Below are 25,872 nucleotides of genomic sequence, written 5' to 3' on the forward strand. Positions count from 1 at the left end.
TCCCGCCGCCCTGGGGGTATCTGGCCATGCCACCGGCATACGCCCACACCACCGGCCCGTCCACTCACCCAACCGCTATGACCAATTAACCCTGGTTAGATGAGATTTGTCCCGTTGTGGGCTCGAATGAAGGGCGCGCTGGTCTGAAGTGCATCGGATACTCGAATCCCGCGCGCTTCAGGCATTACCTCCAAAGCTTCCTCTGGAGTTAGCCATGCCACATTTATCGCTTCATCGGAAGTATGCGCCTCACCGCTTATTGGGCGGCACAGAAAAGCCAAGGTCACGACCCCCAAGCGCATATTTTTGTAGACGCCAGTGAGCCGGATGGGTTCAACCTTAACCCCGGTCTCTTCTGCGACCTCTCGCACCACTCCGTCCTGTGGCGTCTCATCGAGTTCCAAGACTCCTCCAGGTGGAACCCATCTACCATCATCAGCACGCTTGATTGCAAGGACACGTCCGTCACTTCTCTGAACAACACCCGTCACACTGACTGAATGGCGAGGAGTGTCGGTTTCACTCACTATCGTTCACCCACTCATAGGTAAGCTTCCATAGCTGGCTTGGAAAGACGTTCAGGACAACCTCCAGGGGTCTACCCTTCGGATCGAACGCAAAACGCACAACCTCTAGCACGTGTTGACTGACAGGGATCCGCAAGAAGGCTGCCTCTTCTTCCGAAGGACGACGCGATTCGATCTCCTCAACGAAGCGCACCACTCGGTGGCCACGCTCGCTAAGGCGTTTGTACAGTCCTGTAGGCCCAGTGTCAGGGAAGGCAATATCAGTTCCTCCCGCTATGGCGATAGGGAGGTATGAGGCCGCAATCTGTACAGGCTTCTCATCAGCGAACATGTGACGTTTGCGGATAAGCGCAGTGTCGTCGGCGTTCATGTTGAGGTACTCGGCAACTCGGGGAGGCGGAGCAATCTCCTCAACTTGCACGAGTTCGGTTCGTGGCCTGAGTCCTGCCTTTTGCAGTCCTTCGGCGAAGCTACTGCCCGCCCCTTCCCCACGGGCAGGAATACGGCGAACTCGCTTAACCGTCGGAATGTCGAGAACGAATGAGCCCACGCCCTTTTCGGTACGAATCAACCCTTCGGACTCAATAAGGGCGATTGCACGACTGATCGAAGTCTGATTTAGCCCGTACTTTCTCGCCAATTCCGGCTGACTCGGCAACGCGACACCGGGACCGTAGGTACCCCGCGAGATGGCTTCACGCAGATCGTCCGCCACCTGCCGGTACCGCGCCCTGGGCTGCTGCAAGCTCACGCCCGTCCTCCCCGTCTCAAAACCTGCCGAATCCTACGACAGAGACGATAGCCCAACTGGCGTAGATACGGAGTATTCGCAGGTCAACTCACATGATGCCGCTCTCGCTTGCAGCCTATGACATATGTGTTAGGCTCGATCCGTGGACGTTGAGAGACGCCCACAGACACGGGCGACGGACAGTGATCGCTCTTTTGACCTCAGGAGGTCCGATGATCCCGACCCAGCCGAAGAAGTGGCCGCAGGCCCTAGTGACCGTGTGCGTCGCGCTGTTCGTCATCAAGAACCCCGTGGCCGCCGCGCACGGCGTTCAGGCCGTGACCAGCGCGCTTTCCAGCTTCGTGGACGCCTTCTGATGAGGGCGACCTTCCCCCACGTCGCCCTGTCGACCTTGCCGGTGGTGGATCTGCTGGACCTGGTTGGTAGCGGTGAGTGCCGCTATGACCCGGAGCTGCACAACGCCCCAGACGTCTTCGAGGCCGAGCCGGTCATGGAGCGGCTGGCGAGGGTGGACGTCGCCAAGGAGCTTTGTGAGGCGTGCCCGGTGTGGGACGCGTGCCTGGAGTACGCACTCCGCACCGAGCCGACGAGCGGAATCTGGGCCGGTTACTCGCATCGCGAACTGGCGGAGCTTCGCCGATCCGTCCGTTCAACGGCCCTGGATCAGGCCGCGTGATGGGCCTCAGCAACGCCAAGCGCTGCTCCGCCTGCAAAGGCACCGGCGTGATCAAGTTCCGGCACCCGGTCTCGAACCGTCCCGGCTCGGTCAGTTGCTCGTCCTGCAACGGCACCGGCTCAGTCTCCTAGATCCGCGGCTAGCTGACGCTGCGTCCGGGCGGCCGGACCTTCGAAGTCCGGCCGCCCCACGGAACGCCAGCTCGATACGAAGGGAGTACACCTGATGAAGGCGACCAACCCGAGCACTGAGAGCCTCTCGGCGCGGGAACTGGCCGACGACCTGGCGAGTCAGCGTGACCGGGATGCGGTCCGGCGCGCTGACGAGTTGGCGCGGCTGGCCGCCGAAGCCGAGCACGATCGGGCGTTGGCCGACGTCGCGGAGAAGGCCCGGCGCGCTGAGCTGGACCGGTCGGAGCGGGAGGCGTCGGGGTCCGCGTCGGCGACTCTCGCGCGTGTCTACCGGGAGTCCAAGGACTCCGGGGAGCGCACGCGGATCGCCGCGCACATGGCGCGGTCGGGAGAGGCGCGGGCGCTTCGCTTGGAGCGGCTGCGGACGCTGAACCTGCGTGTGCTGGTTCCCGTCTTGCTCGGCTTCGCCGCCTGGTCCACGACCGGTGTGCAGGCGGGCGGGGCGCGGCTGATGCAAGTCACCGACGCTGACCCGACGTGGTGGGCGCTGTGGGTCCTGGAGCCGGTGCTGATCGGCGCGGTGGTGTGGGTCATCGTCGTCCGGGCTCGACTCGCAGCCTGCGGTGGCCGCCTGAACCAGCAAGCCGCGCAGATCGCGGCGGGCTGCCTCTCGACGTCGATCGGGTTGAACCTGGCCGCCGCTGCGGTCGCGCCGGCGTCTTGGTCGGTCGGGAGTGTGGCCACCCTGCTGGGCTCACTGCTGGCGCACTCAATTGGGGCTGCCGGTGCTGCTGCGACCGCGCACCTGATCGGCGTCGTTGACGAGAGCATCGCCGACGCCGACCCGTGGACCGACGAACATGGCGTCTCGGTGCCGTTGCTGGCCGACCTGAACCTTGACCCCGAAAGCCTTCCCGCACCCGCTGTCGAACCCGTTCAGACTCTCGCCCCGAGTTTCGGGGCTGACCTGCCCGAACAGCGCGCTTCGGCAGCGAAAGCGAACCGGCCCAACAAGGGCGTCCGGGTGCCGCCCGCCGCTCGCCGGTCCGCCAAGCCCCCCTCCGCCCGCGCCATGACCGATGACGCCCTACGGGAGCGGCTGGCCGCTCTCGTCTCCTCCGGCGACCTTCCCGAGAACGCCCCGGTGCGGCGCGTACAGAGCGCGCTCGGCATCAGCTTCGACCGCGCCAAGCGCGTCATGGCCGCTCCGCTGGCCGCCTAGCCAACCGCCCTCGACTCCGACCAGCGCGGGCGGCGGCCCATCCGCCAAGACAACGCCGCCGCCCGCTTCTCCTAGAAGGAGCAACCCCAGCATGAACCCTGAACCGAACCACGAGAAGGACCCCGACGACGGCGGGCTCGACGCCGAGATCGTCATCTTTCCTCAGCAGCCAGGCACCGAGCAGCGCGACGACACGCCTCCCCTTGAGGGCCGGATCGTCAAGGAGCGGGCCAAGGTGCCCGAGGCGGCCGTGTCGAGCCGCGCGCAGATGGCGGCGGACTGGCGTGCGTCGGGGGAAATGCTGGTGTCCCGCGTCGGTGAGATGGTCAAGCGTCCCGACGTCATCGTCGCCGCCGTCATCAAGCATGAGCTGGTCTTCGGGCCGCTCGGCACCGGACGCGGTATCGCCGCCGTGTGGAGGTGGGCGACCGCCCGCGAGCTGGACGCCCAGTTCGGCACCAACCCCAAGATGGTCTTGGACCTGCGCAAGTCCCGGCAGAGGATGGCGGGCGCCGCGTTCGGCATGACCGTGCTGTCCAGTGCGGTCATGTGGGCATCGTTCGGCCCGTCCCTGGTGACCCTCTCCGCCCTGCTGGGGCTTGGAGTGGCGGGCGCGGCCGAGCGCAAGATTCGGGCGGCGGGCACCACTCACGATGACGGCCGCAAAGCGCTGGGCACACACCCGGGCAGCAAGGCCGTGCGGCTGGCGCTCGCGAACGCCAAGCTCGGCAAGCACGACCAGCTCCGGGTGATCGGCGCGGTCACCCGCGATGGTGACGCCTGGATCGCCACGGTCGAACTACCGCCCGGCACCCCCTACCGCACCGCCGCCAAGAAGCGCCCCGAGATCGCCTCAGCGATCGGCGTAGACGAAGTACAGGTCGCGCTTGATCCGGTCAAGGGCCACAACGGGCGCGTCAAGCTGTGGGTCGCCGACGAAGACCCGATGCAGGGCAGCAGGGTCGAGAACCCGATCGTCTCCCAGGCCGGGCCGGTCGACTTCTGGCACGACAAGGTGTTTGCCGGCCGCGACGCACGCGGGCGGGAAGTCGCCTTCTCCCTGGTCGAACGCTCGTACCTGATCGGTGGCGAGCCGGGCGGCGGCAAGTCCGTCGCCTCGAACAACATCCTGACCTTCGCCTCCATGGACCCCTACATCGACCTGTACCTGGGAGATGGCAAGTACGGCTTCGATCAGATGCTGTTCGAGCCGCTGGCTCAGGGCGTCATCGGCGACCGGCAGGGCCACGACCCGGTCATGGAGATGCTGGAAACCGTCCGGGAGGAGATGAACCGGCGCTACAAGCTGCTCCGCAAGCTCGGCACCCCGAAGATCACGCGTGAGATCGCCGTCAAGTACGGCATCAACCCGGTCCTGCTCCACTTGGACGAGATCCAGACCTGGTCAGCGTCCGGGGACACCAAGCTGGACAAGGCGTTCGTGCTGTCGGTCGCCGACATCGTTGGACGCGGGCGGGCCGCCGCCATCGTGACCGGAGCCGTCACCCAGCGCCCCGCCGCCGAAGTCGTCCCGACCCGGCTGCGCGACATCCTGTCGATCCGGTGGGCGCTGCGCTGCACCACCCCCGACGCCTCCGACACCATCCTGGGGTCGGGCCGCGCCGGCCAGGGCTACAGCGCGGCGACCTTCAACGCCGACCAGCGCGGCGCGGGCTTCCTGCTGTCGGAGGGCGCGTTGCCGATCCAGACCCGATCGGCGTTCCTCAACGAGAGTGAGCTGTCCGGGCTGGCGACCCGCGCCTACGACCTGCGTAGGAGCGCTGGCACCCTCCCCGCTAGCGCCGAACGTCCCGGGGTCAAGCTCCTGCTGGCCGTCCTGGAGGCCATGGGCGGGCACCCCAAGGGGGCGCACACCGCCGACATCCTGGCCGCGCTCACCCGGATGGGCGGCTATGCCGACTGGGAGCCGACCAAGCTGGCCGCCGCCCTCAAGCCGCTCGGAGTCTTCCCCCGGCAGGTCGACATCGACGGCCGCAACCGCAACGGCTACCGCCGCGAGGACGTCACACAGGCCCTCGACAGGGCCTAAAACCCGCCTGACCGGCCTCTGAGAGGGGCCTAGATCTAGGCGCGCAGCCTCTAGAACCTAGGCCCCTCCCCTAGCCACCCGAACCACATCTGACCAGGCAACTAGCCGCTCTAGACCCGCTAGAGACCCCCAGCCAGACACCCCGGAAACCCCCACCTGCAAGGAGGTGCGACCTTCCATGCCCAAGACCCTGAGCATCGACCGGTTCATGGACCCGACCGGCACCCGCTACGGCATCCCCACGTGGCCGTGGCGGATGGCTCCCGCCCACCTGCTCACCCGTCGTCAGCTCACCGCCCGTGGGCTGCGCCCCGGCGGACAGCCCGTCTGCGGACAGATCCTCTGGGCCTCCCGCAGGCGCCCGCACGTCCGGGCCGCCTACCTCTACGACGTCCGCTTCGCTCTGCCCAAGCGGACCGCCACCCCGCGCCAGCTCGGCGCCCTCGACAAGGCCATGGCCGCCCGCCGTACCTGCCCCCGCTGTGGTGAGGACGCCGGTTACGTCCTGCCCACCCGCTACGGCGCGTGCCTCGACTGCCTCACCGACTGGGAGATCCACGCCGCATGAACACCCACACCTACGACCGCCAACCAACCCCACCCTGCAAGGAGAACACGTGATCACCGGCGACTGCGTCAGCTGCGGCGACCTCGACGACCTCAACGGGCTGGAGCTGTGCGACGACTGCGCGTGCCCCATCTGCGGTGAGAACCACGACGACGAGCCGTGCCCGCTGGAGTACGACGAGGACGAGCTGTGAACGGCACCCTGCCGTACGCACTGGCCGCCGCGCGGCGCGGCTGGCACGTCTTCCCGCTACGGGCGCGGCGCAAGACCCCGCTGGCCCGGTTCACCGACTGGGAGAGGCACGCCACCACCGACCCCGGCCGGATCACCGCGTTCTGGTCGCGCGGGCCGTTCAATGTCGCGGTGGCGTGCGGGCCGTCTCGGCTGGTCGTGATCGACCTCGACATGCCCAAGCCCGGCGAGCGGCCTCCCGCAGCTTGGGCCCTGCCCGGTGTCAACGAAGGAGCCGACGCGTTCGCCGTCCTGTGCGAGCGGCACGGCCAGCCCTACCCCACCGACACGTTCACCGTTCGGACCCGGCGCGGTGGCACACACCTCTACTTCGACGCCCCGCCCGGTGCCGAACTGCGCAACACCTCCGGGCGACACGGCTGGCTGATCGACACCCGCGCCTGTGGTGGGTACGTCGTCGGACCCGGCAGCGTCGTCGACCTGCCGGACGGCGCGGGCTCGTACGACGTCGTCAACGACGCTCCGCCCGCGCCCCTGCCGACCTGGTTGCGGGACGTGCTCACCGCGCCCGCCCCTACGCCCCGCCCCCACTTGAGTGCCCCTTCGCCCGCAGGCGTCGCCGACCTTGACGGCTACCTACAGGCGGCACTCAAGGGGGAGGCGCAGCGGGTGACCGAAGCGCAGATCGGCCAGCGCAACTACGCGCTCAACAAGGCCGCCTACAACCTGGGGCGGCTGGTGGGCTCTGGAGCCCTTCCCGAGCCTCTCGTAAGGGCCGTCTTGGTCGAAGCCGTCAGCGTCCACTACAGCCCCGGCAAGGACGGATTCACCGAGTCCGAAGCTCTCGCCACGATCGCCGCCGCCCTGACCGCTGGGGCGCGTCGTCCCCGCACCATCACCCGCCGACAGGAGGCCGCATGAACCCCGAGCCTGAGCAGCAGCTCACGGGCGCCGAGTTGCTTGACGCCCTGCTGGACTCGCTCAACCGGTACGTGATCCTTCCCAGCGTCGAGGCCGCGCACGCGGTCGCGCTGTGGATCGCCGCGACGCACGCTCAGCCCGCTTGGCCGCACGCGCCCCGCCTGGTCATCCGTGGCCCGGAGAAGCGGTGCGGCAAGTCCCGGCTGCTGGACGTGGTGGAGGCGACGTGCCACGACCCGTTCATCACCGTCAACAGCAGTTCGGCCGCCGTGTACCGGTCGATCACCGAGGACCCGCCGACCATGCTCGTTGACGAGGCCGACACCATCTTCGGGCCCAAGGCCGACGGCAACGAAGACCTGCGCGGACTGCTGAACGCTGGCCATCAGCGCAATCGGCCGGCCAAACGGTACGACGCCAACACCGGCCGCGTGGAGTCCATCCCCACCTTCGCCATGGCCGCGCTCGCTGGTATCGGCGTGATGCCCGACACCATCGAAGACCGCGCGGTCATCGTCAAGATGCGACGTCGTAACCGCGCCGAACCCGTGGCGCCGTTCCGGCACCGACGCGACCGCCCCGCGCTCCGCCAGCTCGCGCAACGGCTCGCCGAGTGGCTGCGCGGCGACCTCGAAACCCTGGAGTCGGCCGAGCCTCCGATGCCCGTCGAAGACCGTGCCGCTGACACCTGGGAACCCCTCGTGGTCGTGGCCGACCATGCGGGCGGGCACTGGCCCGACCGTGCACGCGCCGCAATCCTCGCCCTGACCGGCGAGACGGACGAGACACAAATGTCGAGCCGCCTGCGACTGCTCACCGACTGCCGGACCGCGTTCGGGACGGACACCGCCCTTCCGACCGCCGCCCTACTGGAACGGCTTAAGGCCGACCCCGAAGCCCCATGGGCGACCTACGGCCCGACCGGCCTTACTGCGGTGAAGCTCGGGGCTCTGCTGCGCGAGTACGAGATTCGATCGACCACGGCGCGGTTCGGTGGCCAGCAGTCCAAGGGGTACCTGCGGACGGCCTTCACCGACGCCTGGGAGCGCTACTGCGGCGACCCCAACCCGCCCACGGAGACCGGTCCCGAGGCCGAGATCGTCATCCTGCACCAGGGGGAGCCGTACCAGCCGTACCAGCCTCAAATCCCCAGCTCACCCCCGGTACGGCTCGCCTAGCCGGTACGGCTCAAGCCGTACCACCCTGCGCCCCTGGTACGGCTCAAGCCGTACCAGGGAACCAAGTCGTACCAGCCCTGACCAGCAAGAACGAGGCTGGTACGGCTGGTACGGCTACCCCCCTCAACCCCGACCCCGAATGCGACGGACACCCCCTCACGGAGGTTGTAAGGATCATGGCCGAAGAGACGATCCCGGCCGCGCTTGTCGGACAGCTCAAGCCGCTCTACAAGATCTCCGAACTGCCCGGAATCCTGCCGTTCAGCCGAAGCCGTATCTACGAAATGGTCCGGGCGGGCCGCCTGCGGACCGTCACCGAGCACAGCGCCCGGTTCGTCCCGGCCAGCGCCCTTGTCGAGTACCTGACGTTGCTGGAGAAGGAGGCCGCGTGAGTGCGAAGCGCCGCTCCCCTGGGGAGGGGGGCGTGTACTGGGACGAGTCCCGCAAGCGCTGGATCGCATCCAAGGACGTCGGAGTCCGGCCCAACGGCCGGCGGCACGTCATCAAGGGGAGCGGCAAGACTCGGACGGCTGCGCTCGACAAGCTAGCCGTGAACATCAAGAAGCATGAGGAGAGGCAGAGCCCGGCCCCGAAGCCCGCCGACGACGTCAAGGTCGTCGAGGCCGTACAGAGGTTCCTCCGGTACGGCCTCATGGGCAGGGACACCTCGACCGTCACGAACGCCCGGAGCCTTGCCGAGCATCACATCCTTCCGCAGTTGGGAGAGCGGCCGGTCGTCGAGTTGACCGCTGATGAGGTTGAGGAGTGGCTGGAAGGCCGCGCCGAAGTCTTGAGTACCAAGTCCTTGCGTGAGGTTCGTTCCGTGCTCAGACGGTCGATCGAACGGGTGATGAAGCGGGACGCGCGGGTCACGCGCAATGTCGTCGACCTGTGCCAGGTACCGACCGGCAAGCGGCCCGGCCGGCCGTCCAAGGCACTGACCTTCCCTCAGGCATTGCTCGTGCTCGACGCGGCCGAGCGAGCCCGGAGCGACATGCGGCAATACGTCGTCCTGTCGCTGCTGACCGGGGCGCGGACAGAGGAGGTTCGCAAACTCCCGTGGGCTCATGTCGTCGCCTACGACAAGCACGTCGGGGCGTGGCGTCCGATCCACGAAGCCGGATGGGATCACGAGGAATTCGCCATTTACGTGTGGCGGTCCGTCCGCGCGACCGGCGACACCAAGACAAAGAAGTCTCGCCGCACGCTCAAACTCCCCGAGCGCTGCGTCATCGCCCTGCGGGACCTGTGGCAGAGCCTCCCCGAGCGGCCGGACGCCGAAGCGCTGGTCTTCCCCGGCAAGGACGGAAAGGTCCGGGGGGCGATGACCGTCCTCCGGGCGTTCCGCGCGGAAGTGGTCGGTCCCGCTGGGCTGGTCGCCGCCGACTGGTGTGCACGGGAGATGCGGCATAGCTTCGTGTCCTTGCTCTCGGACAACGGGATGCCCATCGAGCAGATCGCCCTACTGGTCGGGCACAGCGGGACCCAGGTCACGGAGAAGGTCTACCGGCAGCAGATCCGGCCCGTGATCCAGGACGGGGCACAGGCGATGGACCAGATCTTCCCGACCGAGGTGAAGATCCCAGTACCTCAGTTTGTCCCTCAGTAACGAGTCAGGGCCGGTTCTCCATGCGGAGAACCGGCCCTGACCTGTGGCTTTTGGGGGCAAAGCGAAGCTCCCGCGATTGGACTCGAACCAATAACCTGCCGGTTAACAGCCGGCTGCTCTGCCGATTGAGCTACGCGGGATCGTGCGGCGGGCGGGGCCCGGGGGCTCGCCAGCGCGTCTAGGTTAGCGCATGTCCGGACCTGTTCGCGCGCGCGAAGGGGTGGGGGCGGTGTTGGTGGGTATAGGGGGTGACACCTTTCGGCTGCACTGGAGGTTGGACATGAAGTACCGCATGGCCTTCATGGCGGGCGCCGCCATCGGCTACGTCCTCGGGACGAAGGCCGGGCGGGAGCGCTATGAGCAGATCAAGCGGGTCTCGCGGCAGGTGTCGGAGAACCCGAACGTGCAGGAGGCCGCCGAGGTGATCCGCGGCAAGGCCGGGTCGGTGGCGTCGTCGGCGAAGGAGCGGGTGCCCGAGCAGATCGGCGGGAAGCGCGCGAAGGCGGAGCAGGAGAAGCCGTCCGTCCAGCCGGGTTAGAGGCCGGTCTGGCGGCGCAGGTCCTCCAGGACCTGTTCCGCCTGGGCGCGCAGGCCCGGGTCGGCGGGGTCGAGGCCCGCGTCGAAGACGAACGACCAGCGGACGGGGCCGCCGGTGGTGGGGCGCCGGCCCGCGATGCGGACCTTGCCGCCGCCGGGCAGGCGCGCCTGGTGACTGACCGCGATGGTGGCGGTGACGCGTTCCCTGACCGTCTCGGGGACGGAGCCCGGGTCGGTGAGCCGGACGTGGTGCTCGGCGCCGCCCGACGTCTCGTGGACGTGGAGCCAGCCGTCCTTCCAGGACGCCTGGTCGACCCGCTCCCAGGGGACGCGGGTGAAGCCTCCGGAGGGGGCCGGAAGGTGCAGGGCCGTGGTGGTGGCCACGACGTGGGAGCCGCCGCGGGTGGGGGCGGACGCGAGGACGCGCTCGCCGCGTTCCAGGGCGAGCGCGTCGCGGAGGGCGGCGGGAAGGCGGCCGCTGAGGAGGCGCATGCCCCCACGGTAGGCGATCAGGCGGCCTGGGTGGCGCGGCGGGCCGCGAGAAGGTCCAGGACGAGCGCGGCCGACCAGGAGTGGTCGTGGCCGCCGCGGCCGGTGCCGTCGAAGGGGTCGAAGAACTCGCGGAACCCGGACTGGCGGACGAGGCGCATGGTGGCGCCGTACAGCAGGTCGGCGATCACCGGCAGGTCGTGATTGAGGGAGCCGTACCAGAGCAGCCAGTTCGTGCTGATCCAGGTGGGGCCGCGCCAGTAGCCGCCCCGGTCGAAGGCGGGCGCCTGGATGTCGCAGGTGGGGACGGGGTAGCCGGCGGCGCCGGCGAAGCGGGCCGACAGCAGGAGGTCGACGAGGTCGCGCACGAGCGGCGCGGGCAGGTCGGGGTCGAGCAGGGGCCCGAAGGACGCGGCGGTGACGACGGGCAGCAGGTTCCCGGCGCGCAGGTCGCGGGCGCGGAAGCAGCAGGTCTCGCGGTCCCAGAGCCGGTCGAGGAGCGCGGTGTGGACGTGTTCGGCGTGGGCCCGGTGGGGGGCGGGGTCGGCGCCGACGATCGCGGCGATCTCGGCGAGGGCGTGGGTGGAGGCGAGGTAGGTGGCGTTGACGAGGGGGTCCTCGACGGCGAAGGGGTGCTCGTCGCGGAGGTAGCCGGGCCTGTAGCGGGCCTCGCGCATGAGGGCGGCGAGGCGGACGTAGCGGTCGTGGTCCTCGCCGGTGGGGAGCGTCCTGGGGATGTGGGCGGGGGCGTAGGCGGTGGGTGGGAGCCGTAGGGCGGAGAGGGGACGGTCCCAGGCGGGGCTGTTGTCCTGACCCGACTCCCAGGGGTGGCAGATCGCGATCAGGCCGCCGCCGCCCAGGTCGCGGGCGTGCGCCAGGTAGTGGTGCTGGGCCGCCAGGAGGGGGTAGAGGCGTTCGAGGAAGGCCCTGCCTTGGTCCACGCTGGGGGCGCACTCGTGCAGCCGTAGGGCGGCGAGTGCGTGCAGGGGCGGCGGGGTCAGGCCGGAGGTGTGGACGCCGTTGGGGGCCGTGGGGTGCCGCTCGCTGCGCCATAGTTCGGGGCCGGGGAAGAACGCCTGCCGTGCGTGCGCGGTGTCGAAGACGATGTGGGGCAGCATGCCGTCCGCCCACTGGCCGCGGAACAGGGAGAGGAGCTCGGTTTCGGCCCGCGCCCGGTGGTGGCGGGCGAGGCCCATGCTGATGAACGCGGCGTCCCAGCTCCACTGGTGCGGGTAGAGGGCCGGCGAGGCGGCGGTGGCCGTCCCGGTCCAGCTGGCGTCCAGTACCCGGGCCGCGGCCTGCCACAGCGCGGTCTCGTCACCGGTGAGACGCGGGCTCATGACCTCCCGATCGCATGGACTGTTCACCGTGATTGTGACGCGGGAAACGTGCGGAGACGAGTCCCCGCGGGGAGTCGGTTCTCTACGCGTGGGAGATTCGGATGGTGATTTATCCCGCTTCCGTGGCCCGTTCGAGGAGCCAGCCGGCGATCTCCTGCCCGGCGGTGATGCCCCGGGACGCGGTCACCGTGGTGGACGGCGCCGTCCAGCCGGTGTCGTGCAGTTCGCCGTGGGCGGGACGGACGGCGGCGTCGGCCGCTTCGAGGAGTTCCACGTCCAGGAGCGAGTCGCCGGCGGCGAGCGTCGCGGTGGCGCCGGTGCGGCGGGCGACCTCGGCGGCGGCGGCCGCCTTGGTGAGGCCGGCGGGCAGGCAGTAGACCTTGCGCCCCTGCAGGGACGTGCGCCAGCCGCGCTCGGCGCACCAGCCGGTGAGGTCCTCGACCCAGCCGCCCGGGAGGGCCGCGCGGTCCACGACGCTGTAGGCGAAGAGGCCGGACGCGACGCGCCGGTTGAGGACGAAGTCGCCGGCGAGGCGGATCAGGTGCTCCTGGACGTCGGCGAGAGGCGCGCTTCCCCCTGCGATGCGCTCACGGACGGCCGCGGCCCATTCGGGGTCGTCCTCGCCGTCCACGAGGAGGTGCCCGCCGTTCGCGCAGATGGCGTACGCGGGGGGCTTCTCCAGGAGGTGGACGCGGCGGTACTGCTCCGGTGTCCGTGTCGTGGTGGGGACGAACACCGTGGCCCTGGCGAGGGTCTCCAGGGTCTGCGTGGCCGTCTCAGTGACATAGGAAAGGGGTGCGCCCTTGTAGAACTCCACACAGAGCAGGCGCGGCATTGACTCGTCCGGGCCGTCCAGGGAGAACGCGGCGGCGGAGTAGATGAGCGTGCGGTCGAGGTCCGAGCACACCAGGACGGTCACTGAACGGCTCCCTTGCCGAACCGGGGGTGGATGAGGCCCATGCAGGCGTAGGGGATGTCGTCCACTTCTAGGACGGGCACTCCGCGCTCTTCTGCCAGTAGGCGGATGTGAGTGAGGTCGGCACCGGCGCCCGTTCGGATGAGGACCTTCCACGGGACGCGGCGCAGCAGGACGCGCGTCGTCTCGCCGACGCCGGGCTTGATGAGGTTGAGGTCGTCCACGCCGTGCGCGAGGCCGACGCGGCGGACCGCATCCCAGCCCGACCAGTCGGGGGTGCGGTCGGAGTCTCTGAAGGTGGGCAGATCCTTGGCGACCCTCTCGGCGACGTCGGCGAAGCGCGCGCAGACGGTGTCAAGGAAATGGGCCGAGACGTCGTCGGCGGCGAGGTCGGCGTAGAACTTGGCGCCGTGGAAGTCCTCGGGGCCGATCAGCTCGTCGTTCAGCACCGTGCGGCTCACGAGCCCGGACACGGTGGAGTTCAGGCAGGCGGACGGGATGAGGAAGTCGTCGCGGGTGCCGTAGAGGGGCGTGCACCTGCCCGGGTCGGCCAGGACGGCGAGGTCGTCGGGGAAGCGCGCGGCCGAGTGCCCCGCGAGCGCGGCGGACAGCTCGCGGCTGATCGCGCCCTTGCCCGTCCACCCGTCCACGAACATGACGCTGGACGGGTCGTGGTGCGCCGCCAGATACCGGAGGGCGACGGTGTCGATGCCGCGTCCGCGGACGATGCTGACCGCGTAATGGGGAAGGTCCAGGTCGTGGGCGAACCGCGCCCAGCGCCGGGCGAGGACGCCGACGGGGGTGCCGGCGCGGGCCAGCGAGACCAGGACGGCGCCGGGGCCGCGTTCGGCGAGGATCATCTCGGTGACGAGCCCGGCCGCGTAGGCGAGCCGCTCCGCCGACTCGGCAAGGGCTTCGTGGAACAGCCCCTGGTACTCGGGGCCGGGCTGGTACTCCACGGGCAGAGATTCGGCGTAGTGGGCCCGTCCTGACTGGATCGCGGCCTCACGTTCCTCGGTCGGCGCCTCCAGTTCGGCATGGGAGAGGTCCTTGAGCAACCACGCGACGTCCTCGGCGGGATAGCTGCCGAAGTCCGGGCCGTACAGCGGCCTGGGCAGGGTCACGCTTCCCTCCTATGGGACGGAACGATGGCGAGGAGTACCGGCGCGAGCGCGCGCAGCTGCTCCAAGAGCCCCTCGGCGAGTTGAACGGTGTCGCCCACGTCGTCCACGACGAGCACGATCCGGTCGAACGCGGACGACACGTTGTACGCGTACCGCTCCCCCGGTCCATCGGCGGGGTCGTCGTGGGCGGGGAAGGCCAGGCGCGTACGGATCGCGTAGCCGGGATCGTCCACCGCCAGGACAGGTGAACGCGTCGTGGTGGAGTAGCGGACATCCACTCCGGGGAGTGCGTCGGCCAGTGCTTCCGCGAGCCGCAGGGGCGCGTACATCAGCTCTTCGAAACCGAGGACGAGCACACGCGAGCACCCCGCCCCCAGACGCGTCGCCACGGCGTCGGCCATGCCGGGCAGGTCCTTCTCCAGGCGGGTCCGGTGGGCGGGCAGGAAGCCGTGCCTTCCTCCGTCCGGCACTCCCCTCGGCCAGTCCAGCGCGACGTGGGTCAGCGGATACGACCGGGAGGGCTTCGGGGGCGGGGCCTGCCGGGAAAGGTCCTCCACGAGGGCCTGACCGGCTTCCAGGACGTTCTCAGGGAGTTCCACGCGGCCTGCGGCGAGCGCGACGGTGTCGATGCGGGCGCCGAGCCGGGCGGCCAGCGCGCGGGTGCGGTCACGGTCGTCCTCGCCGCGCAGGTCGACCAGGGCCGCCAGGACGTAGTGGCGGCGCGGCCGGACGGCGTGCAGGGCCTCGATCGTGTTGAGCACCGTCCGGCCCGTCGAGAGCTCGTCGTCCACCAGCACCACCGGCGCGTCGCGCTCGAACGCCTCCGGGTCGCCGGGCAGGAGGAGATGGCTGGTGGCGTGGCTGTGCTCCTCCTCGAACCCTCCGTACGTGGCGAAGCCGGGAACAGGGCGACGCGTGGAATGGAGGTAGTAGGCGCCGCCTAGGGCGTCCGCGACCGAGTGCCCCAGGGAAGTGGCGGTCTCGGCGTATCCGAGGACGACGGCGTCCACGGGCGGGGACGGCTCGCGTACCCGGTCGCGCAGCACCGCCGCGGCTCCCGGCGCACCACGCAAGGCGTCCGCGAGAGCGGGTCCATGTTCAGGTTCGACGGGCTCACCGCGCAGGCGCGCGCGCACGAGCCCGCCTAGCAGCAACCCCGCGCCGTAGACCAGGCGGGGATCGGTCGGGACGTGCTTGCCAAGCACAGCGGAGACGAGCAGATGCGCGCGCTTCGGGTTCCGGCGCACGGCGAGGCCGACGAGATCGCCGAGGCCGGCGCCGACGGGCCGCGACCCGTCCGCCAGTTCCACACCGAGGCGGGCCGCGACCCACTCCCCCGGCCAGACGACCGGCCCCGTCACCGGCTGCCCGCCGCTTCCAGCAGTTCCACGAACGTCACGCCCTCGGCGGCGACGCCGAACACGCGCGCGCGCAGCATCAGCCGCTCCGCCCACGCGCGGTGCGGCTTGGCCTCGTTCATCTTGTTCGCGTAGGAGCTGGCCATGGCGCCTCCTCCGGCCACGCCCAGGATGTCGGCGGCGTCGCAGTACTCCTCGTGGGTCACGACCGACAGCGCGTGGACGGCCGCCACGTGGCTCGGGTGGATCACGGTCTTGCCGGTGAGGCCGTTGGCCTTGTCCAGGTGGACCTCGCGGATCAGGCCGTCCAGGTCGGAGGTGATCAGCCGCTGGCGCAGCGGCGCGGCGTGCTGCGCCTCGAACGGGGACTGCCGCAGCTGGGGCTTGAACATCCGCTCCCCCGCCGAGAAGTACTCCCAGACGGGACCGGTCACCACGAAGCCGCTGCCGTCCGCGCGGCCGAGGACGTTGACCACGTCGCAGATCACGTTCGCGACCGGCCGGATGTCGTAGATGGTCAGGTCCGGTGGGCGGCGCAGCCCGTAGGCCGCCGACATGTCGGTGGCGCCGAGCCGGACCGCGAGGATCCGCTCGCGGTGCTTGGCGAGCAGCCGCGCCACGTCGTGCAGCATCTCGGCGCGCGTCTCGGCGTACACCGCGTCCGGGCTCTCGATCACCGGCATGGCCATCAGCCGCAGCCCGGTGCGCGCCGCCGTCTCCTCCAGCGCCTCGAGGAACGCTCCACCCGTGACAGCGGTGAACTTGGGCAGCACGAAGCCGGTGACCAGCTCCGCGGCGTCGCCCAGCCGGGCGACCAGGTCGCCGATCTGCTCGGGGCGGCGGATGCGGATGAACAGCAGCGGGAGGTCGGAGCCGCGCTCGCGCAGCGTCCGGAGCTGGGCGACCGCGTTGGCCTCGCCCGCCGGGACGTCGGTGTCGGCGATCGCGTCCTCCAGGCACACGACCATGCTCATCACGCCGCCCCGCGCCGCCTTGAGGACGTCGTCGGCGAGGACGGGCCGGGTGGCGGGGCTGTAGAGCGTCGCGCCGAGCGCCACCGCCAGCACCGCCGGGTCGTCGTGCCGGCCGAAGCGCCGGGGGTGCCGGTAGAAGAGATGCTTGCGGCGCGCGGTGTCAATGTGGTCGAAATGCCGCATTCACAAAGTTCCCCTCAGGATCGGAGCGCCGCGCGCGGATCGTCGGCCCCCGCCGAAGCCCGCCCCCCGGAAGCATTCCAGAATAGTCGGTCAAAACGACTATTCGTCAAAAAGCACCACCATCACGGCTTAGATCATGATGAAGATGACCAAGGGGAAAAAGCAGGAGTTCCGGGTACGGACGGCGCACTCTCCGGCGCCCGCGGCGCCCCGTGCGGTCCCAATCGCCCCGGCGCCCGGCCGCGACACGGGGACACCGCACGCGAACCACGGGCCGGAGCGCCGGAGACGGACGTCAGAGGTGGGACGTCACGGCGGGCAGGAGATGCTGGAACGTCCTGCCGTTCGCGGTCGCGCCGATCGCGGTCATCGACCAGCCCTGACCGTCCCGCGTCACCTTCGCCATGATCTGCGCGTTGTGCTGGCCGGCGCCGCTCAGGTCGTAGCGGGCGAGCTCCTGGCCCGTGGTGTCGTCCACCAGGCGGCAGAACGCGTTCTCGATCTGGGTGAAGTCCTGTCCCGTGAAGGAGTTCACGGTGAAGACGAGCTGGGTGATGTTGGCCGGGACGCTCTGCAGGTCGACGTTGATGACCTCGTCGTCGCCGTCACCGGCCCCCGTGAGGTTGTCGCCGGTGTGCTGGACGGAGCCGTCCTTGCTGCGCAGCTGCCGGAACCACACCGAGTCGGCGAGGTTGCCGCTGCCGTCGAACAGCAGGCAGGAGGCGTCCAGGTCGATGGACTGGGCCTTGGAGCGGCCGAACCGGCCCTTCTTGGCGGCCGCGTCCCAGCCGAGGCCCATCCGGACCCGGGTGAGGGTGCCTCCGCCGGGCTTGGCCAGTGAGACCTTCTGCCCCTTCTGCAGCGAGATCGACATCATCGGCTCCTTCGGTGGTGATGCTCGTCGCGGGGTGCGGACGCGTGGGCGGCCGGGCCTGGGCGAACGGCGCCGGACCCGCCGTATCAGACCTTGCTGGAATGGAGCGGGGAGCCCTCCCCGGCCCCGGCGGCGGGCTCGCCGCCCTCGCCGCGGTTGCGGACGACGGAGCTGACGAACGCGGCGATGATCAGGCCCGCGCCGAGCCCGCCGGTGAGCCACTCGGGGACGTGCCGGGCGATGCTGACCAGCATGCAGACGGCCAGCGCCCCGATCGCCCAGTGCGCGCCGTGCTCCAGGTACACGTACTCGTGCAGGGTGCCCTTGCGGACGAGGAAGACCGTCAGCGACCGGATGTACATGGCGCCGATGCCGAGGCCCAGCGCGATGATGATCGGGTCGGTGCTGATCGCGAACGCCCCGATGACGCCGTCGAAGCTGAACGAGGCGTCCAGCACCTCCAGGTACAGGAACAGGAAGAAACCGGCCTTGCCGGTGGCCAGCGCCGCCGCGGACGGCCCCCCGGACCTGCCCCCGGCGGGGGCGGGCGCGGCCGCCTCCTCGTCCTCGTCCTCATCGTCGTCGGTGGCCTCGGAGAACAGCTCGCCCAGCCCGTTGACGAGGATGTAGGTGACCATGCCGAGCACGCCCGCGATCATCACCTCGCCGGGGTCGTCGGCGTACAGGCCCGCCACGAAGGCCAGCGCGCCGCCCGCCACGACCACCGACAGCTGGTCCAGCTTGCCGATCCGCGCCAGCGGCCGCTCCAGCCACGGCAGCCACTTGTCCGCGCGCTCCTCGAACACGAAGTCCAGGAACAGCATCATGAGGAACATGCCGCCGAACGCCGCGATCATCGGGTAGGCGTCGTTCATCAGGTCGTGGTAGCGGTGCGGGTCGTTGACCGCCAGGTCGAACGCGTCGAACGGGTTCAGCTTGGCCGTGATCCCGACGATCAGCAGCGGGAACACCAGCCGCATCCCGAACACCGCGATCGCGATGCCCACGGTCAGGAAGATCTTCTGCCAGAAGGCGCTCATGCGGTCGAGCACCTTGGCGTTGACCACGGCGTTGTCGAACGACAGCGAGACCTCGAGGACGGCCAGCACGGCGACCAGGGCCAGCCCGTCAGGCCAGTTGTAGACCAGGGCGGCGAGCAGGCCGACCGCCGTGACGACGAAGGACCACCCGAAGGTGCGAAGAATCATGGCGTATTTCTGCTAGATGGACGGCCGGGGCGACCGGCCTGCGGGGAGGGCCGGGCGTCAGCCGACGTTGACGCCGAAGTCCAGGGCGATGCCGGCCAGCCCCGAGGCGTACCCCTGGCCGACCGCCCGGAACTTCCACTCGCCGCCGTGCCGGTACAGCTCGCCGAACACCATGGCCGTCTCGGTCGAGGCGTCCTCGGTGAGGTCGAACCGGGCGAGCTCGTTGCCGTCGGCTCGGTTCACGATCCGGATGAAGGCGTTGCGGACCTGGCCGAAGTTCTGCCGCCGGTTGTCGGCGTCGTAGATCGACACCGGGAACACGATCCGCTCGCACTCGGCCGGGACCCCGGTGAGGTCGACGTTGATCGACTCGTCGTCGCCCTCGCCCTCGCCGGTCAGGTTGTCGCCGGTGTGCTCGACCGAGCCCTCCGGGCTCTTCAGGTTGTTGAAGAACACGAAATGCCGGTCGGACATCACCTTACCCGTCCCCGCCAGCAACAACGCCGAGGCGTCCAGGTCGAAGTCGGCGCCCGTGGTGGCCCGCACGTCCCAGCCGAGGCCGACGGAGACGGCGGTGAGGTTGGGGGCGGCCTTCGTCAGCGAGACGTTGCCGCCCTTGGCGAGTGAGACTCCCATTGTTCGGGCCACTCCCTTCCCGTGGTTCCGGTGAGACCGGTCAGATGTTGACGCCGAAGTCCGCCGCGATGCCGGCCAGTCCGGAGGCGTACCCCTGGCCGACGGCACGGAACTTCCAGTCCGTTCCGGCCCGGTAGAGCTCGCCGAACACCATCGCCGTCTCCATCGAGGCGTCCTCGGACAGGTCGTAGCGGGCGAGCTCGGTGCCGTCGCCCTGGTTCAGGACGCGGATGTAGGCGTTGCGGACCTGGCCGAAGTTCTGGCCGCGGCTGTCGGCGTCGTAGATCGACGCGGCGAACGCGACCCGCTCGGCGGTGGCCGGCAGCACGCCGAAGTTCACCTTGATCTGCTCGTCGTCGCCCTCGCCCGCCCCGGTGGTGTTGTCACCGGTGTGCTCGACGCCGCCGTCGGGCGTGCGGAGGTTGTTGAAGAACACGAAGTGCTGATCGGTGATGATCTTGCCGGAGCCGTCCAGCACCAGCGCCGAGGCGTCCAGGTCGAAGCCGGTCCCGGTGGTGGTGCGCAGGTCCCATCCCAGCCCGACGGTCACCGCGGACAGCCCCGGCGCCTGCTTGGTGAGCGAGACGTTGCCGCCCTTGCTGAGACTGACACCCACAGTGCCTCCAAGATCGCATGCCGTAGGAGACGCCGGCCCGGCGCCTCGCTATATCGACGTGGCAGTGATGCTATCCGTTCCATACCTTGCGCGGTCTGCGCCAGACTGGGCGGAAGTGAAGGGAGGTCGCGTTGCGCGGAGGGGGCGACCAGCGGCGGCGTGGCAGGGGCGCGCAGGCCGCCGCGGCGGCGGTCGAGGCGCGGGAGGCGGCGGCCGCCGCGTTCTACGACATGGACCAGGCACAGAAGTTCCTGGAGGGCCGTGTCACGGTGTTCGAGGATCTCGACGGCACCGCGGCGGCTCCCGCCCGGCGCGAGTTCGCCGGGCTGGCCGAGGCCGCCGACGCCGCGTCGGTGGCCTACATCTCCGTGCTGGACGCCCACGACCCGGACGACCCGGAGCGGACGGCCGCCGAGTACGACTCCGCCCGCCGCGCGTTCGTGGCGGTCACCGAGCGGCTCCAGCAGGCCACGGGGAGCCTCAACGGCTTCGCCGAGCGGCTCGCGCCGCGGATGGCGCGGCTGGAGGCGGCGCTCGACCGGCTGCCGCCGCGGCTGACGGCCGCGCGCGACGCCGTCGCCGCCGCCGACGCCGCCGTGGCCGCCGCGCGCGCCGCCGGGATGGACGCGACCGAACCGGAGGCCGAGCTGGACCGGGCCAGGCGGGCTCTCGGCGTGCTCGGTTCCCAGGGGCTGGGCGGGCTCGGCCTGGACGGCGCGATGCGCCAGGCCGAGGAGGTCCGCGCGGCGGCCGAGCGGGCCCGCGAGTCCGCCGAGGAGCTCCCCCGGATGGCCGAGAAGGTCCGCAACTCCCTCGCCTCCGTCCGGACCAGGGTGGACGTCGTCGCGAACCGCGCGGAGCCGGTCAGGCAGGCGATGAAGGCGCTGCTGCGCGGCTACGCCCAGTCCTGCTGGCAGGACCTGCGGGGCGCCCCCGAGGCGATCGAGGCGGGCGTCGGCCGGGCCCGGGAGCGGCTGGAGGAGGCGTCGGCGCACACCACGCGGGCCGAATGGGGGCCGGCGCAGCGGGCGCTCACCGCCGCGCGCACCGAGCTGAACGCCGCCGACCGGCGCGCCGGGCAGGTCACCGGGCGGGTCGCCGAGCTCCAGGCGGTCGCGGCCGACCCGGACGCGCCGGTGGAGGCCGTCCGGTTCGCGGTCCGGGACGCCCAGCGGCTCGCGATGGCCCAGCCGGGAGGTCCGGCGCCGCGGCACGTCCGGGATCTGGACGCCCTGGTCGAGCGGCTCGAAAGGGCCCCGGCACTGCTCACCGGAGCTCACCCCGACTACTGGTCCTACCTGCAAGAACTCGACTCCATCAAGACCGTCGCGGGCGATGTGGTGGCGCGCATCCGCGCCGAGCGCGCCGGGCACGGCTGAGGCCCCCGCGACGGGCCGGGCCGCGGGAGCGGGCCCGGTCCGAGGGGCCGCGTGGCGGACCATCAGCCGAACAGGGTCTCGCCCCAGTAACCGCCCTCGCGGACGCCCGGCGGGCACGCGAACACACCCGACCCCACATGCTGGATGTACTCGTTCATCGCGTCCTTGGCCAGCGACTGCTGGATGCGGATGAAGCCCGTGCGGGGGTCGCGCTGGAAGGCGATGAAGAACAGGCCCGCCTCCAGCCGTCCCAGCCCGTCCGAGCCGTCGGTGAAGGAGTAGCCGCGGCGCAGGATGCGCGCGCCGCCGTTGGAGTCGGGGTGGGCGAGGCGGACGTGCGCGTCCGGCTTCATCCGGGCCAGGACGACCTTGTCGCGCTCCTTGCCACCGCCGGCGGGTGCGCCTTCCCCCTTGTCACGGCCGAAGATGTCCTGCTGCTCGCGCAGGGACGTGCGGTCCCACGTCTCGATGTGCATCCGGATGCGGCGCGCCACGAGGTAGGAGCCGCCGGCCATCCAGTCCGCGCCGTCGGCCGCGGCCGCCCAGACGTGCGCGTCCAGGAGACCCGCGTCGGTCCCCGCGATGTTCTCCGTGCCGTCCTTGAACCCGAAGAGGTTGCGGGGCGTCTGCGCCTCCGGCGTCGTCGAGGACGTCTTGCCGAAGCCGAGCTGGGACCAGCGGACGCCGACCACGCCGAACCCGATGCGCGCCAGGTTGCGGATGGCGTGCACCGCCACCTGCGGATCGTCCGCGCACGCCTGCACGACGATGTCGCCGCCGCTGCGGTCGGCGTCGAGGTTGTCGCCGGGGAAGTGCGGCAGGTCGACCAGCGCGGCCGGGCGGCGGGCCCGCAGGCCGAACCGGTCCCTGCCGTCCTTCTCGAACAGCGTCGGGCCGAAGCCGACCGTCAGCGTGAGCCGGGACGGCGGCAGCCCCTCGGCCTCGCCGGTGTCGTCGGGCGGCGCCACCGCGGGCCCGCCGGTCGCGCCCTGCCCGACCGGGCGCCCGGTGGTCATGGCGGCCGCCGCGGCGGTCCATTCCTTGAGCATCCGGACGAGCTTCGCCCGGTCGCCGGTGGTCACGTCGAACGCGGCGAAGTGCAGCCGGTCCTGCACGGGAGTGGCGATGCCCGCCTGGTGGGGGCCGTGGAAGGCCACGGAGGAGCCCGCCGCGTCGTCGTCCTCGGCGGAGGCGACGCGGTCCAGCCCCGCCCCGGCCGCCGCGCCGACCAGCAGGCTCGCGCCGGAGAAGCCGAGCATCCGGCGCCGCGACAGCCCGCCGGGCCGGCGCGCCGCGTCCGCGGGCTCCCGTACGGGGTCCGCGGGCTCCTGCGCGCGCGGGCCCTCCCGCTCCTCAGAACCGGCTTCGGTCATTTCGCCACCACTCCCGCGAGCTTCGACAGCGGCTCGCCCAGCGCGTTCACCGCGTCGGCGAGTTCCTTGCGGTCGCCCTTGCCGACCGTGTCGTAGGAGACGTACCCGTCGCCCTTCTCGTACTTCTTCAGGAGCGTCTCGACGGCGGCGAAGTTGTCGTCGAGGTCCTTGGCGAGCTGGGCGTCCTTCTCCTGGACGACCGGCTTGAGCAGGTCGTACACCTTCCTGGCGCCGTCCACGTTGCCCTTGAAGTCGACGAGGTCGGTGTGGCTGAACGCCTCCTCCTCGCCGGTGACCTTGCCGGTGGCGACCTCGTCCAGCAGTTCCTTCGCCCCGGCGGCCATGTCGTTCACCGGGTCGAGGGTGAGGCCGGGCAGCCGCGACTTCAGGACCTCCAGGTCCTGGACGAGGCGGTCGCCGTACCCCTCCTTGCCCTTGACCGACCCGTCCTTCCAGAGGGCCTTCTCCAGCAGGTGCCAGCCGGACCAGTCCTTGAGCTCCTCGGGCTTCAGGTCGGCCTCGCGGGCGTCCACCTTCGGGTCGATGTCGCCGAACTTCTCGGCGACGGGCTCGATGCTCTCCCAGCCGAGGCGGGACGGCGCGTACAGCTCCTTGGCCTTCGCGACGTCGTTCTTCTTCACCGCGTCGACGAACTGGCGCGTCTTGGCGATCGTGTCGTCGACGTTGGCGATGACGTAGGTCTTGTAGTCGGCGGCGGCCTTGGCGAGGCGCTGGTCGCCGCCCGTCGCCTGGCCGCTGACCGTCACGTCCTGGCTCGGGCCCTTGCCGGTCTGGCCGGCGCTGCACAGCAGCTTGTAGGCGCCGGCGGGCAGGTTCACCACGAAGTCGACGCTGGTGCCGGGGCCGATGTTCTCCCGCTCGGCGAGGATCTTGCCGTCCGCCTTGAGGACCTCGAACTCGTTGACCTTCGAGCCCTTGTTGGTGACCTTGAAGGTGTTCTTGCCGGCGCTGAGGTCCTTCTTGGCGACCTCGCACTTGTCGTCGCCGGCGGTCACGGCGATGGCGTCCGCGGCGTCGGCCTTGCCCCCATCACCGCCACACGCCGTGAGAAGGGACATCGACACGGCGGCGACGCCGCTGAGGGCGAGCACGGGGACACGGCGCATGGGGACTCCAGGACGGACACAATGGTTAGGCTCGCCTAAATTAGCCAAAGCTAACCTGAGTACGTCAAGTCGCCCCCGCGACAGTGAGTCATGCCACGTCAGCGCGGCCGATCATGGAGCCCGATCGTCAGGTTGCGCGCGGCCATCGGCGGCCCGCCCGGTGAGGGGTCGCCGTAAGGGGGAAGCTGCCCGTGCTGACCCTGCCCGTGTTGCCCCTGTCCCTGCTGGCCGTGCCCCTGCTGGGGATGCGGGTGCTGCGGCCCCTGCTGCGCCTGGCCCGCGCGCTCCGCCCACACCGCGGTGCCGTACGCGCACACCTCGAACCCGCCGCCGAGCGCCGCCGTGTCGAAGCGCATGCCGACGACGGTGTTGGCGCCCTTGCGGCGCGCGTCCTCGGCGAGCCGCTCCATCGCCTCGCGGCGCGCCGCGGCCAGACCGGCACCGGGCTGCTCACCGGTCATGCGGAAGGTCGCGCTGCTCCCCGGGTGCCCGTGCTGCTGCGCCGCCCTGCCCTGATCGGTCTGGACGGCCGTCCCCAGGACCTCGCCGAGCACACTGCGGATCTCGTACCCCGCCAGGCCCTCAGTCGTCACGATCAGCATGCCGACCACGGTAATCCACCGGGCCGACGAAATGCGACGATATGCCGCGATGACGGAAAGCGGCCGCCGGCCGCCCTCCCGGGCGGGCCGGGGACGGCCGCTTCCGCGTCGTCCTCCGCCCCGCTACTCCAGGTACTCGCGGAGCATCTGCGCGCGGGACGGGTGGCGCAGCTTGGCCAGCGTCTTGGACTCGATCTGGCGGATCCGCTCGCGGGTCACGCCGAACTCCCTGCCGACCTCCTCCAGGGTCCGCGGATGGCCGTCGGTCAGGCCGAAGCGCAGCTGGATGATCCGCTGCTCGCGGTCCGACAGCGTGCCGAGAATGTCCTCCAGCTGGTCCTGCAGCAGGATGAACGCCGCGGCCTCGATCGGCACGACGGCGTCCGCGTCCTCGATGAAGTCGCCGAGGTCGGAGTCCTCCTCACCGATCGGCGACTGCAGCGACACCGGTTCCTGGGCGATGCGCTGGATCTCCACGACCCGGACGGGCGACAGGCCCATCTCCAGGCCGATCTCGTCGGGGGACGGCTCGCGGCCGAGGTCCTGGTGGAGCTGGCGCTGCACGCGCACCAGCTTGTTGATCGTCTCCACCATGTGCACCGGGATCCGGATCGTCCGGGCCTGGTCGGCGATCGCCCGGGTGATCGCCTGGCGGATCCACCAGGTGGCGTAGGTGGAGAACTTGAACCCCTTCGTGTAGTCGAACTTCTCGACCGCACGGATGAGTCCGAGATTTCCCTCCTGGATCAGGTCGAGGAAGAGCATTCCCCGGCCCACGTAGCGTTTGGCGATCGAGACCACCAGCCGCAGATTGGCCTCGATCAGGCGTTGCTTCGCCCGTACCCCCTCACGGGCGAGCAGTTCGAGGTCGATGCGCTCGCCGCGGGCGAGGATGGCCACGTGCGCCATCTTCTCCTCGGCGAACAGTCCCGCCTCGATCGATTTCGCGAGTTCTACCTCATCTTCTGCCGTGAGGAGCGGTACGCGACCGATCTCTCTCAGATAGATCCGAACCAGGTCGCTCGTCGGCGCCCGCTTGCCGAGGTCTCCCTCATCCGCTCGCGCGACGTCCTCGGTCTCCTGCTGAGATTCGAGGACCTCCACCCCCTGCTCTGCGAGCATCCGGACGACCCTCTCCAGGGAGTCGTCCGGCAAGTCCGAGCGATCGAGCGCGGCAGCGACGTCGTCGACGGTCACACCGCCGCGTTCTCTGCCACGTGCGACGAGGTCCGCCACCTGATCAACCGATGGCGCCTCGCTAGGCAGCACCGAAGGGCCCACGCAGACAGTTTGCGTCAAATAGGGGCTAGA

At 70.2% G+C, this 25,872-nt stretch carries 28 protein-coding genes and 1 tRNA gene; 12 read left to right on the plus strand and 17 right to left on the minus strand.

The window, feature by feature from the left end; genetic code table 11:
* Positions 1–95: 95 nt before the first annotated feature.
* Together E1291_RS16305 and E1291_RS16310 are read right to left on the minus strand one after the other, a co-directional pair.
* Positions 96–527 carry an NUDIX hydrolase gene (locus tag E1291_RS16305; RefSeq protein ID WP_207400762.1) on the minus strand — a complete coding sequence of 144 codons (432 nt, stop codon included), beginning with the start codon at positions 525–527 and terminating at the stop codon, positions 96–98.
* Entirely contained in the window at positions 520–1,278 is a 759-nt protein-coding gene (locus E1291_RS16310) for a GntR family transcriptional regulator (RefSeq protein ID WP_131738660.1), read from the minus strand. The genes E1291_RS16305 and E1291_RS16310 overlap by 8 nt, the downstream gene beginning before the upstream one ends.
* 212 nt (positions 1,279–1,490) lie before the next feature.
* Between E1291_RS16310 and E1291_RS41985 the strand changes: the two genes are divergently transcribed.
* The 10 genes from E1291_RS41985 to E1291_RS43960 all read left to right on the plus strand — a co-directional run bounded on the left by E1291_RS41985 (position 1,491) and on the right by E1291_RS43960 (position 9,825).
* The gene (locus E1291_RS41985; RefSeq protein WP_165495136.1) at positions 1,491–1,634 is read left to right on the plus strand and encodes a hypothetical protein; all 144 of its coding nucleotides are present in this window, start codon (positions 1,491–1,493) and stop codon (positions 1,632–1,634) included.
* Entirely contained in the window at positions 1,634–1,954 is a 321-nt protein-coding gene (locus E1291_RS16315; RefSeq protein WP_131738661.1) for a WhiB family transcriptional regulator, read from the plus strand. Before E1291_RS41985 ends, E1291_RS16315 begins: the two co-directional genes overlap by 1 nt.
* Before the next feature lie 225 nt (positions 1,955–2,179).
* On the plus strand, positions 2,180–3,307 hold the full coding sequence (locus E1291_RS41990) for a hypothetical protein (protein ID WP_165495137.1): 1,128 nt from the start codon (positions 2,180–2,182) through the stop codon (positions 3,305–3,307).
* A gap of 91 nt (positions 3,308–3,398) precedes the next feature.
* On the plus strand, positions 3,399–5,357 hold the full coding sequence (locus E1291_RS16320) for an FtsK/SpoIIIE domain-containing protein (RefSeq protein WP_165495138.1): 1,959 nt from the start codon (positions 3,399–3,401) through the stop codon (positions 5,355–5,357).
* A 178-nt stretch (positions 5,358–5,535) separates the two neighbouring features.
* Complete coding sequence (locus tag E1291_RS16325) at positions 5,536–5,925, plus strand: RRQRL motif-containing zinc-binding protein (RefSeq protein ID WP_131738663.1); 390 nt, start codon at positions 5,536–5,538, stop codon at positions 5,923–5,925.
* A gap of 49 nt (positions 5,926–5,974) precedes the next feature.
* Positions 5,975–6,118, plus strand: coding sequence for a hypothetical protein (locus E1291_RS41995; protein WP_165495139.1), 144 nt, complete (start codon positions 5,975–5,977; stop codon positions 6,116–6,118).
* Complete coding sequence (locus tag E1291_RS16330; RefSeq protein ID WP_131738664.1) at positions 6,115–7,038, plus strand: bifunctional DNA primase/polymerase; 924 nt, start codon at positions 6,115–6,117, stop codon at positions 7,036–7,038. The genes E1291_RS41995 and E1291_RS16330 overlap by 4 nt, the downstream gene beginning before the upstream one ends.
* Positions 7,035–8,216, plus strand: a complete 1,182-nt coding sequence (locus E1291_RS16335; protein WP_131738665.1) for a DUF3631 domain-containing protein — start codon at positions 7,035–7,037, stop codon at positions 8,214–8,216. The genes E1291_RS16330 and E1291_RS16335 overlap by 4 nt, the downstream gene beginning before the upstream one ends.
* Before the next feature lie 176 nt (positions 8,217–8,392).
* On the plus strand, positions 8,393–8,608 hold the full coding sequence (locus E1291_RS16340) for a helix-turn-helix domain-containing protein (protein WP_131738666.1): 216 nt from the start codon (positions 8,393–8,395) through the stop codon (positions 8,606–8,608).
* 32 nt (positions 8,609–8,640) lie between these two features.
* Entirely contained in the window at positions 8,641–9,825 is a 1,185-nt protein-coding gene (locus E1291_RS43960; protein WP_242614196.1) for a tyrosine-type recombinase/integrase, read from the plus strand.
* 67 nt (positions 9,826–9,892) lie between these two features.
* Here the strand turns inward: E1291_RS43960 and E1291_RS16350 are convergent.
* Positions 9,893–9,965, minus strand: a tRNA-Asn gene (locus tag E1291_RS16350).
* A gap of 140 nt (positions 9,966–10,105) precedes the next feature.
* Between E1291_RS16350 and E1291_RS16355 the strand changes: the two genes are divergently transcribed.
* Positions 10,106–10,363, plus strand: coding sequence for a YtxH domain-containing protein (locus E1291_RS16355; protein WP_131738668.1), 258 nt, complete (start codon positions 10,106–10,108; stop codon positions 10,361–10,363).
* On the opposite strand, the gene E1291_RS16360 is transcribed toward E1291_RS16355, so the two are convergent.
* The 10 genes from E1291_RS16360 to E1291_RS16400 all read right to left on the minus strand — a co-directional run bounded on the left by E1291_RS16360 (position 10,360) and on the right by E1291_RS16400 (position 20,080).
* A complete protein-coding gene (locus E1291_RS16360) occupies positions 10,360–10,854 on the minus strand; it encodes a hypothetical protein (RefSeq protein ID WP_131738669.1) in 495 nt (164 codons plus the stop codon). The two genes, E1291_RS16355 and E1291_RS16360, sit on opposite strands and share 4 nt — an antisense overlap.
* A gap of 17 nt (positions 10,855–10,871) precedes the next feature.
* A complete protein-coding gene (locus E1291_RS16365) occupies positions 10,872–12,191 on the minus strand; it encodes an MGH1-like glycoside hydrolase domain-containing protein (protein ID WP_131738670.1) in 1,320 nt (439 codons plus the stop codon).
* A 109-nt stretch (positions 12,192–12,300) separates the two neighbouring features.
* Positions 12,301–13,110, minus strand: a complete 810-nt coding sequence (locus tag E1291_RS16370; protein ID WP_131738671.1) for an HAD family hydrolase — start codon at positions 13,108–13,110, stop codon at positions 12,301–12,303.
* Entirely contained in the window at positions 13,107–14,231 is a 1,125-nt protein-coding gene (locus E1291_RS42000) for a cysteine protease StiP family protein (protein ID WP_165495140.1), read from the minus strand. The genes E1291_RS16370 and E1291_RS42000 overlap by 4 nt, the downstream gene beginning before the upstream one ends.
* On the minus strand, positions 14,228–15,592 hold the full coding sequence (locus tag E1291_RS42005) for a phosphoribosyltransferase family protein (protein ID WP_165495141.1): 1,365 nt from the start codon (positions 15,590–15,592) through the stop codon (positions 14,228–14,230). The genes E1291_RS42000 and E1291_RS42005 overlap by 4 nt, the downstream gene beginning before the upstream one ends.
* Complete coding sequence (locus tag E1291_RS16380) at positions 15,589–16,746, minus strand: HpcH/HpaI aldolase/citrate lyase family protein (protein WP_131738672.1); 1,158 nt, start codon at positions 16,744–16,746, stop codon at positions 15,589–15,591. The genes E1291_RS42005 and E1291_RS16380 overlap by 4 nt, the downstream gene beginning before the upstream one ends.
* A 295-nt stretch (positions 16,747–17,041) precedes the next feature.
* Positions 17,042–17,620 carry a TerD family protein gene (locus E1291_RS16385; RefSeq protein WP_131738673.1) on the minus strand — a complete coding sequence of 193 codons (579 nt, stop codon included), beginning with the start codon at positions 17,618–17,620 and terminating at the stop codon, positions 17,042–17,044.
* Between the two features lie 86 nt (positions 17,621–17,706).
* Entirely contained in the window at positions 17,707–18,828 is a 1,122-nt protein-coding gene (locus E1291_RS16390) for a DUF475 domain-containing protein (RefSeq protein ID WP_131738674.1), read from the minus strand.
* Positions 18,829–18,885: 57 nt separating this feature from the next.
* On the minus strand, positions 18,886–19,464 hold the full coding sequence (locus tag E1291_RS16395) for a TerD family protein (RefSeq protein ID WP_131738675.1): 579 nt from the start codon (positions 19,462–19,464) through the stop codon (positions 18,886–18,888).
* Between the two features lie 40 nt (positions 19,465–19,504).
* Positions 19,505–20,080, minus strand: coding sequence for a TerD family protein (locus E1291_RS16400; protein ID WP_131738676.1), 576 nt, complete (start codon positions 20,078–20,080; stop codon positions 19,505–19,507).
* 131 nt (positions 20,081–20,211) lie between these two features.
* Here E1291_RS16400 and E1291_RS16405 point away from each other — a divergent pair, with 131 nt between their 5' ends.
* A complete protein-coding gene (locus tag E1291_RS16405) occupies positions 20,212–21,459 on the plus strand; it encodes a molecular chaperone DnaJ (protein ID WP_131738677.1) in 1,248 nt (415 codons plus the stop codon).
* 62 nt (positions 21,460–21,521) lie between these two features.
* Here the strand turns inward: E1291_RS16405 and efeB are convergent, their stop codons facing one another.
* The 4 genes from efeB to rpoD all read right to left on the minus strand — a co-directional run bounded on the left by efeB (position 21,522) and on the right by rpoD (position 25,830).
* Complete coding sequence (efeB, locus tag E1291_RS16410; protein ID WP_131738678.1) at positions 21,522–22,832, minus strand: iron uptake transporter deferrochelatase/peroxidase subunit; 1,311 nt, start codon at positions 22,830–22,832, stop codon at positions 21,522–21,524.
* The gene (gene efeO, locus E1291_RS16415) at positions 22,829–23,959 is read right to left on the minus strand and encodes an iron uptake system protein EfeO (RefSeq protein ID WP_131738679.1); all 1,131 of its coding nucleotides are present in this window, start codon (positions 23,957–23,959) and stop codon (positions 22,829–22,831) included. Before efeO ends, efeB begins: the two co-directional genes overlap by 4 nt.
* A 98-nt stretch (positions 23,960–24,057) precedes the next feature.
* Positions 24,058–24,561, minus strand: a complete 504-nt coding sequence (locus E1291_RS16420) for a YbjQ family protein (protein WP_131738680.1) — start codon at positions 24,559–24,561, stop codon at positions 24,058–24,060.
* Positions 24,562–24,684: 123 nt separating this feature from the next.
* Positions 24,685–25,830, minus strand: a complete 1,146-nt coding sequence (gene rpoD, locus E1291_RS16425) for an RNA polymerase sigma factor RpoD (protein ID WP_131738681.1) — start codon at positions 25,828–25,830, stop codon at positions 24,685–24,687.
* Positions 25,831–25,872 lie beyond the last annotated feature (42 nt).

This window comes from Actinomadura roseirufa, from assembly GCF_900659635.1.
GTDB lineage: Bacteria > Actinomycetota > Actinomycetes > Streptosporangiales > Streptosporangiaceae > Spirillospora > Spirillospora roseirufa.

Coding starts and splice junctions, on each gene's coding strand:
- E1291_RS16390 (WP_131738674.1), bottom strand. CDS start 18,828: ATGATTCTTCGCACCTTCGGGTGGTCCTTCGTCGTCACGGCGGTCGGC.
- E1291_RS16355 (WP_131738668.1), top strand. CDS start 10,106: ATGAAGTACCGCATGGCCTTCATGGCGGGCGCCGCCATCGGCTACGTC.
- efeO (WP_131738679.1), bottom strand. CDS start 23,959: ATGCGCCGTGTCCCCGTGCTCGCCCTCAGCGGCGTCGCCGCCGTGTCG.
- efeB (WP_131738678.1), bottom strand. CDS start 22,832: ATGACCGAAGCCGGTTCTGAGGAGCGGGAGGGCCCGCGCGCGCAGGAG.
- E1291_RS16420 (WP_131738680.1), bottom strand. CDS start 24,561: ATGCTGATCGTGACGACTGAGGGCCTGGCGGGGTACGAGATCCGCAGT.
- E1291_RS16365 (WP_131738670.1), bottom strand. CDS start 12,191: ATGAGCCCGCGTCTCACCGGTGACGAGACCGCGCTGTGGCAGGCCGCG.
- E1291_RS16320 (WP_165495138.1), top strand. CDS start 3,399: ATGAACCCTGAACCGAACCACGAGAAGGACCCCGACGACGGCGGGCTC.
- E1291_RS16340 (WP_131738666.1), top strand. CDS start 8,393: ATGGCCGAAGAGACGATCCCGGCCGCGCTTGTCGGACAGCTCAAGCCG.
- E1291_RS16315 (WP_131738661.1), top strand. CDS start 1,634: ATGAGGGCGACCTTCCCCCACGTCGCCCTGTCGACCTTGCCGGTGGTG.
- E1291_RS16360 (WP_131738669.1), bottom strand. CDS start 10,854: ATGCGCCTCCTCAGCGGCCGCCTTCCCGCCGCCCTCCGCGACGCGCTC.
- E1291_RS41990 (WP_165495137.1), top strand. CDS start 2,180: ATGAAGGCGACCAACCCGAGCACTGAGAGCCTCTCGGCGCGGGAACTG.
- E1291_RS16325 (WP_131738663.1), top strand. CDS start 5,536: ATGCCCAAGACCCTGAGCATCGACCGGTTCATGGACCCGACCGGCACC.
- E1291_RS16380 (WP_131738672.1), bottom strand. CDS start 16,746: ATGCGGCATTTCGACCACATTGACACCGCGCGCCGCAAGCATCTCTTC.
- E1291_RS16335 (WP_131738665.1), top strand. CDS start 7,035: ATGAACCCCGAGCCTGAGCAGCAGCTCACGGGCGCCGAGTTGCTTGAC.
- E1291_RS16395 (WP_131738675.1), bottom strand. CDS start 19,464: ATGGGAGTCTCACTCGCCAAGGGCGGCAACGTCTCGCTGACGAAGGCC.
- E1291_RS16385 (WP_131738673.1), bottom strand. CDS start 17,620: ATGTCGATCTCGCTGCAGAAGGGGCAGAAGGTCTCACTGGCCAAGCCC.
- E1291_RS41985 (WP_165495136.1), top strand. CDS start 1,491: ATGATCCCGACCCAGCCGAAGAAGTGGCCGCAGGCCCTAGTGACCGTG.